7 protein-coding genes and 2 pseudogenes are annotated in these 7122 nt (G+C 54.9%); 5 read left to right on the top strand and 4 right to left on the bottom strand.

Features of this window, described 5'->3' with window-relative positions:
• A pseudogene (locus Q7T06_RS04965) lies at positions 1-92 on the top strand (oligoribonuclease); the annotation flags it as partial.
• A 178-nt stretch (positions 93-270) separates the two neighbouring features.
• On the opposite strand, the gene Q7T06_RS04960 reads toward Q7T06_RS04965, so the two are convergent.
• Entirely contained in the window at positions 271-969 is a 699-nt protein-coding gene (locus Q7T06_RS04960) for a UPF0149 family protein (protein ID WP_304781194.1), read from the bottom strand.
• 194 nt (positions 970-1163) lie between these two features.
• Between Q7T06_RS04960 and Q7T06_RS04955 the strand changes: the two genes are divergently transcribed.
• Positions 1164-2156: a serine/threonine protein kinase gene (locus Q7T06_RS04955; RefSeq protein WP_304781188.1), complete on the top strand. Its 993-nt coding sequence runs from the start codon at positions 1164-1166 to the stop codon at positions 2154-2156.
• 27 nt (positions 2157-2183) lie between these two features.
• Here Q7T06_RS04955 and Q7T06_RS04950 read toward each other — a convergent pair whose 3' ends face one another.
• From Q7T06_RS04950 to Q7T06_RS04940, 3 genes are all read right to left on the bottom strand, one after another.
• On the bottom strand, positions 2184-2522 hold the full coding sequence (locus tag Q7T06_RS04950; protein WP_304781183.1) for a hypothetical protein: 339 nt from the start codon (positions 2520-2522) through the stop codon (positions 2184-2186).
• Positions 2523-2630: 108 nt separating this feature from the next.
• Positions 2631-3044, bottom strand: coding sequence for a response regulator transcription factor (locus Q7T06_RS04945; RefSeq protein ID WP_304781177.1), 414 nt, complete (start codon positions 3042-3044; stop codon positions 2631-2633).
• A 31-nt stretch (positions 3045-3075) separates the two neighbouring features.
• Positions 3076-4638 (bottom strand): response regulator, encoded by a 1563-nt coding sequence (locus Q7T06_RS04940; RefSeq protein ID WP_304781170.1) that lies wholly within the window; start codon positions 4636-4638, stop codon positions 3076-3078.
• Positions 4639-5007: 369 nt separating this feature from the next.
• Here Q7T06_RS04940 and Q7T06_RS04935 point away from each other — a divergent pair, with 369 nt between their 5' ends.
• The 3 genes and pseudogenes from Q7T06_RS04935 to Q7T06_RS04925 all read left to right on the top strand — a co-directional run.
• Positions 5008-5628: a hypothetical protein gene (locus Q7T06_RS04935; protein ID WP_304781164.1), complete on the top strand. Its 621-nt coding sequence runs from the start codon at positions 5008-5010 to the stop codon at positions 5626-5628.
• A 1-nt stretch (position 5629) separates the two neighbouring features.
• A complete protein-coding gene (locus tag Q7T06_RS04930) occupies positions 5630-6313 on the top strand; it encodes a hypothetical protein (RefSeq protein WP_304781161.1) in 684 nt (227 codons plus the stop codon).
• Between the two features lie 19 nt (positions 6314-6332).
• Positions 6333-7122, top strand: a pseudogene (locus Q7T06_RS04925) (peroxidase); the annotation flags it as partial.

The following is a 7122-nucleotide window of genomic DNA, read 5'->3' as shown; positions in this document are numbered from 1 at the left end:
TCAAGAAGCATCAAAAGCATACGGCGCTGGCCGACATCCTCGAATCTGTGGAAGAGTTGCGTTACTACCGTGAGCATTTCATCAAGGAATAACGGTGTTAGTAGTGCTTCGTCATTCCCGCGCAGGCGGGAATCCAGAATTAAATCCAATGCACATAAAAAAGTGCCCGGACTTGCAAACGTAATGCGATGTACCTCTGGATTCCCGCCTGCGCGGGAATGACAGCAATTGTGTTTGCAATAAAAAAAGCCGGCTTAGCGCCGGCTTTTTTTATTCTGCTGCCGGCTCAGCGCCGCAGCATTTCTTGTATTTCTTGCCACTGCCGCAGGAACAGTCGTCGTTGCGGCCGACTTTCGGCGTTTCACGCTGCACGGTTTTTACCGCGGACTTGCGATGCGGCAGCCAGAACTTGTGGATTTCCGGGATCGCCGCTTCTATCTCTATCGTCAGCTTGTGGCATTTGACCGGATTGTCGACCAGGACGATTTCTTCTTCTTCGATTTCTTCCGCACCCAGCAGATAAATAGGGCGCATCAGCGGTGCGATATTCGAGGTGTAGATAGGTTCCCACGCTTCGGTGCGCAGGCTCATGCCTTCATTGAAGCCCCAGGCCCATGCTTCGCCATCGAGTACCGGCTTGCCTTCCCATTCATGCTCGCAAAACAGCGGCTCGTATTCCTTGGGCGCGACTTCCAGCGTGATCGCGATTTCATTCATGAAGCGCGCGATCAAGCCGACGATGCGTTCATATTCCTTGTCGTTCTTGAACTTGGGTGTGGCTTCGACATGTTCGCCCCAGACATGCGGCAGCCATTCAGCCAGCGGTACTTCTTCCGGGCCGACGACCAGTGCAGTCAGGTAACCGTGCAGCGAGTCCATCGCCATGCAGTCATCGGCAGTGCGGTCGGAAAGCAGGAACTTGTCGAGTTCATCGAATTCCTTGTCGGAAAGAGGTTCGTCTAGATGCATGATAGTTTTTGATCAAATGATGTGCAGGGCCACAGTGTACCAGTACGATTTTGAGAAATGCGCGCGGATTGCGGCAAGGCGGCGATTTGTCGCACTGAAAGTCGAGCATCATTAGCATTGCATTCGTACCGCATTCGCACTGCATTGCCACATCACCCAGCCGGAAAACCGCGCCGGCACCGTACAATGCCTGTATGAATGCATCCGCCCCCCTGTCTTTTTCCACCCTCACGCCAGACTGCGTGCTCGATGCGCTGGAAAGCGTCGGCCTGTATAGCGACGGCCGCCTGCTGGCGCTCAATAGTTACGAAAACCGCGTCTATCAAATCGGCATCGAAGACGGCCCGCCGCTGGTCGCCAAATTCTATAGGCCGGCGCGCTGGAGCGATGCGGCGATCCTGGAAGAACATGCCTTCGTCAGTGAGCTGGTAGAGCGCGAAATCCCGGTCGTGCCGGCGATGACGCTGGCCAATGGCGAGACCCTGCATGATTTCGCCGGCTTTCGCTTCGCTGTCTTTGCGCGGCATGGCGGCCGTGCGCCGGAACTCGATGATCCTGCAACGCTGGAATGGCTGGGACGTTTTATCGGTCGCATACATGCAGTCGGCGCCTTGCAGACGTTTGAACACAGGCCGACGCTGGATATCGTTACCTTCGGCGTCGAGCCGCGTGACTATCTGCTGGCCCATGATTTCATCCCTCCCGATCTGCTCGATGCATACCGCAGCGTGATTGCGCAGGCGATCGATGGCGTGCGGCGCTGTTTCGATCGCGCCGGCGATGTAGGCATCCTGCGTCTGCACGGTGACTGCCATTGCGGCAATGTATTGTGGACGGATGCCGGCCCGCATTTTGTCGATTTCGACGACAGCCGCATGGGTCCGGCGATACAGGATTTGTGGATGCTGCTGTCGGGTGAGCGACGCGACATGGTGCGGCAATTATCCGACCTGCTGGCCGGCTATGAAGACTTTGCAGAATTCGATCCGCGCGAATTGCACCTGATCGACGCCCCGCGCACGCTGCGCCTGAGGCACTACTCGGCGTGGCTGGCGCGCCGCTGGGACGATCCGGCATTCCCGGTGGCTTTTCCCTGGTTCAATACGCAGCGTTACTGGCAGGACCGGATACTGGAATTGCGCGAACAGGTCGCGCTGATGGATGAAGCGCCGCTGTGGACGACGTGATGCAGTCCACGCAGGCGCTTCATTGAATCAAACCTTTTGCGCGCTCTTGGCCAGCACATCCAGCGCCGCAATCACCTTGTCCACCGATGCATCGCTATTGGCGATCAGCACCGCATGTTCTATCGCTTCATCGCGCTTGGTCTTGGCAAAGTAGGCGAGCAGGTAATCGCCGTTCTCGCTACCCGCCACATTCCTGCTGTCATCCTTGGCCAGGCGTCGCGCATACCAGACTGCATAGCCATTCGACTCTTCGCAGCAATAGACTTCCACTGAATGATGCGGGCCGAGCGGGAAATTTTCCGGATCGGTGTGCCAAATGGTTTTGCGCCAAAGATGATTCTTTTTTGATTCGGTGATCTGGTTCATTCCCTGATACTTTCTGGCCTGGTTCAATACAGCTGGCAGAATAACCGTTTCTGCGTGCGAGGTTTGGATCAAACCATATTTTTCGTGATTTGGCTTGAGGTTTTTTCTTTAATGGCTTGCCGCTGTTTTCAACACAAGGCCTGTTTTTTTCATGCATTGCTCAATGGCTTCACTGACCTTGTTGCTATTGAATGGCTTGACGACAAATCCGCTCGCGCCTGATTGCAATGCTTGTTGAACCCGGCTTACGGTTGCCATCGAACTGATCATGATGATACGGGTATTTTTGCAGCTTTCCCGTATTGTTTGCGTGGCATGATGGCCATCCAGTTTGGGCATGTCGATATCGATGAAGGCGATGTCTGGCTGATGTGCGATGCAGAGTTCGATGGCTTTTTCGCCATCGCCTGCTTCGCCGACAACCTGATGGTAATTGTCGTGCAATAACATGCGTAATACATTGCGCGTCATTCTGTCATCGTCGGCGATCACGAAATTGAGTTTGCCTGGTGTGGGGATCAAGTATTTCCTCTCATTATCAAATCAATTCAGCTTAATGTTTGTCATGCGCATCGGGCGACTTTGCATGCTTGCCGGTATCCAGCATGTGGTGCAGTTTTGCATCTATTCTTGCGTATTCAAGTTCAATCGCCGGCAATCGTGCGGGGGCTTCATCGATAGCATTGTTCTTCGCGCAAATTTCCATGTCCCGGCACAGCGCAGCCAGCGTGCTGGCGCCTATGGAGGCAGAACTGCCGCACAGGATATGTGCAAATTTGGCGATGGCAATCGCATCCTGGCTGGCGACGGCTTGCTCGAGCAGCAGCAGGCGCTTGGGGCTGTCTTCGAGGAATAGATGCGCAAGTTCGGGGAAGTCGTCGCCAAACATTTGCCGGGTTGTATCCAGTTCATCGTCTGCCTGCGTCGCGCTGCCCATCGCCACGCGTGCCGGTTTCAGCCAGCGTGTCAGCATGTCGTTCAATGCGCGGATGCGCAGCGGCTTGGTCATGAAGTCATCCATCCCTATCGCCAGGCAGGTGTCGCGTTCCTGATGGCGGGCTCCGGCCGACCAGCCGATGATAATCGTGTGGAAATCGGCGGCTTCGGTCGCACGCAGCAAGGCCGTGGTCTGGTAGCCATCCATCTGCGGCATCTGGCAATCCATCAGGATCAAGTCATAGCGTTGTTCACTGACCAGCTGCAGCGCCTGCTGGCCGCTGGATGCGGTATCGATCTGGCAGCCCAGGCATGCCAGCATCTGTTGTGCGACTTGCAGATTCACTGGATGGTCGTCGACCACCAGTACGCTGCTATGTGCAAAGGATGCCAGGCTTTCCGGCTGTTCGGTGCCCACGCGCACGCCGGCGCAAATGAAGCGGGGCGCATCTTTCCTGGCGATGCAGCTGCACAACATGGCCAGCGTATCGACCAGCATCGTGCGTGAAACCGGCTTAGGCAGCCAGGCTGAAAATCCGGCCAGGGTCAGGCGATCTGCATCGTGCCTGTCGTGTTCATCACTGAGCAGCACGATCAGGGTATCGCGATGCAAGGGCGTATTGACTATCGCCGTACCCAGCGTTTCACCATCCATGCCCGGTATCTGTTGATCGAGTATCACGATCCGGTACGGGTCGCCGCCCAGCGCCGCCTGCTCCAGCGCCAGCAAGGCGGCATTGGGCAAATCGAAACCGTCTGCAGATGCGCCGTACTGTTTTAATTTCTTTTCTATGCGCTCACGTGTGCCGGCATCGGTATCTATCAGCATCATGCGGATGTTGCTCAGCAGCTGGGGTGCGTTTTCTGCATGCGCGTGAAAAATCGTGTCCTGATTCAACTCAAGCAATTGGCCGATATCCGACAACAGGTGGTCGGCACTGTTTTGCGCCAGGCTGATCATTTCGGATTGATCGGGTGCCAGATCGCTTTTCCGTATCATTTCCAGCGCGCCTACGATGCCGTTCATGTGCGTATTGACTGTGCGCTGCAGCTCGTCGAGCAGGCGTGCATCCAGCTCTGCGTCGCTCAAGGTGCAGTTCTGGCGTTCCCTGCGGCGCGCGATGCGTGCGCGTTGTGCAGCGGTGCGCATCTTGAGAGTGAACGGCAAGTATGAAGGCATGACTTCCCTGAGAGGTTTTTTCCATCGCCTGCACCGCATGGGAGCGAGAGCGGCTTTGCCTAGGCGATGACTGATGCAAACAAAGAATATAGCAAAGTGTTGCGAATTTGACTTTATTTTTACCTTGTATTATTGCAAAAAATACATCATCCCGTGTAATCTTGCGGGAGCTTGCACGCAAAAGAAAATCAAATCAAAACAAAAATGCAGGCGGTAACACACAGGTTTTCATATCTGACGAACGCGGGCAGGGTGGCAGCAGGCTTAATCGTCTGACTGATGGTGACCGCAGAATAAATACAAGAGTAGGGCTGCGCACACGACTTTAGCGTTGTGCGTTTTATCGTAGCTGTTGCAAGGGGAGAATGCATGTCGAATATCGCTGGAAAAGCGTATGCCATGAACGTGATCACACCGATCCGCTGGTATATGACGTGGATTAACAAGGTCATTTTCTGGGTGGCGCTCAAGATGCCATCCACGCTCAAGGGTTTGATCACGCTGTCGCTGATTCACTACGCGCGCTGGGTGATCATAGGCCGCAAGCAGTTTCCGCATCTGAGCGAACGCCAGCCTAGGGAAACTCTGAATTATTCCTACATGCTGTTCTTCAGTAATTTCAATGGCAGCTGGGCGCAGTACGTCGATTCGTTTACGTTTTCAATACCCAGCGGCCTCGACCTGTTCTGGAAATGGAATATCCGTTATCCGCGCTCGGTGCCGCTAACGCCTTTCCACGAATACATACAGTTCAACCAGATTCAAACCGATCATTACTACACCGCGTATCCGATGGCAGCGGCTAACGACATCAAATCGGCAAAGCTGTTGAAAGGCGAATTGCTGGCCTTCGACGCGCAATACAACAATGCGTCGCCGGATGAATTCCTGAAAAATTACAAGGCCTTGCTGCGCAGCCTGCAACACGATATGGGCACCATGCAGCCCTTGCCTATCGTCAGTCTGGCCGACCAGGCCAAGGGAGATTGAGATGGCCAATACCAGCGGCAACGCCTACGCATTAACCTGCCTTTGTCCTATCGAGAAGGGCCACTTCAACGGCACTGCTTACAGCGATGAAGTCAGGCATCGTTTGCAGAACTGGGGTTTGCTCGAACACAGCCCGATGGCAAAAGTCCCGCAGACCTATCTGTGCCGCTACTTTGTGCTGGACGATGTGTATTACGAGTCATTGGCCGGCACCGAATTCGGCGGCACCTTTTATGACTTCATGTCGATTTTTTCGGATAAGTTTCGCCGCAAGGCATTGCCGCGCGAAGACCATCTCAAATCCAAGTACATCGTTTTTTCCTGCAATCTGCATGGCGATCTGGATGCCTACCTGCGCGGCATGTGGGACGCGATCAGCGACGACATCCAGCACATCTGGCAATTCTGCTACGGCTTCGATCAGGTCAAGGATGCGGATTCCTTCGTCGCCTATATCAAGAAATGCCAGTTGAAGGCAGCCTTGTTCTTTGTCGGCTCTAACGATGATCCCCTGCCCGAGCAACTGAAAGCGCTGTACCTGAAGCAGGAATTCTCGCGCTTCGCCGCCGAGCATCAGGGCATGCCGGCCGCGCAATTGCAGCAGGCCTATCAGACATTTATCCAGCGCGTAGAGCCGCTCAATCTGGCAGGACCGGCGTGGACGCCAGGGCTATCCACTCTGTAAAAATCAAAGGACAAACATCGTGGAAAAACAATTGGATCTGCTGGACATCCAGGGCAATGTAATCAAGGCTTACGGTCGCTATAACTTTCCGGTAGCGCGTTATCTGTTCTTGAATATTCGTGACGGCCAGCGTGCGCGCGACTTCGTCGGCGCGGTCACCGCAGAAGTCACCACCGCCGTCAGATGGGGCGACGGCGTTAATCCGATACCCAAGCCGCCTGCTACCGTCAATATCGCTTTCACCTATCAGGGCCTGAAGCAGCTGGAATTGCCGCGTGCCTCGCTGATCGGTTTCCCGATGGAATTCGTGATGGGGATGAAGAAGCGCAAGGACATACTCGGCGACGACGGCCGCAGCGCACCCGAACATTGGGACACGATCTGGCGCGACAATCGCGAAACCGACTGGCTCAAGGACGTGCACATCTGGATTTCGATCAATGGCCAGACTCCCGCCGATATGCAGAAGCGTTATGAATGGCTGCAGGAACTGGTTACGCGTAGTGCGGGCGGCGTGGCGATACTGTCCGGTCATCGCGGTGACGACGACGCAGAACATTTGCTGTTCCAGGATGTACATGCAGTGGTGGAGAATGGCAGGCCAACCAGCAAGGAACATTTCGGCTATACCGACGGCATAGGCGACCCGGTATTTGAAGGATTGCCGGGGCGGGCAGAGCGCGTGATCGGTCGTGGCAAGCAAATGAAGGATGGCAAATGGGCGCCGCTGGCAACGGGAGAATTCATACTCGGTCATCGCGATGAAGCCAATGAATATCCTGCAGCGCCAGCACCGCAATTATTGTCGC

The organism is Herminiimonas sp. (assembly GCF_030645555.1).
Classification (GTDB): domain Bacteria; phylum Pseudomonadota; class Gammaproteobacteria; order Burkholderiales; family Burkholderiaceae_D; genus Oxalicibacterium.
Note: the sequence above shows the minus strand (reverse complement) of the source record. Positions and strands in the feature narration are given on the sequence as shown.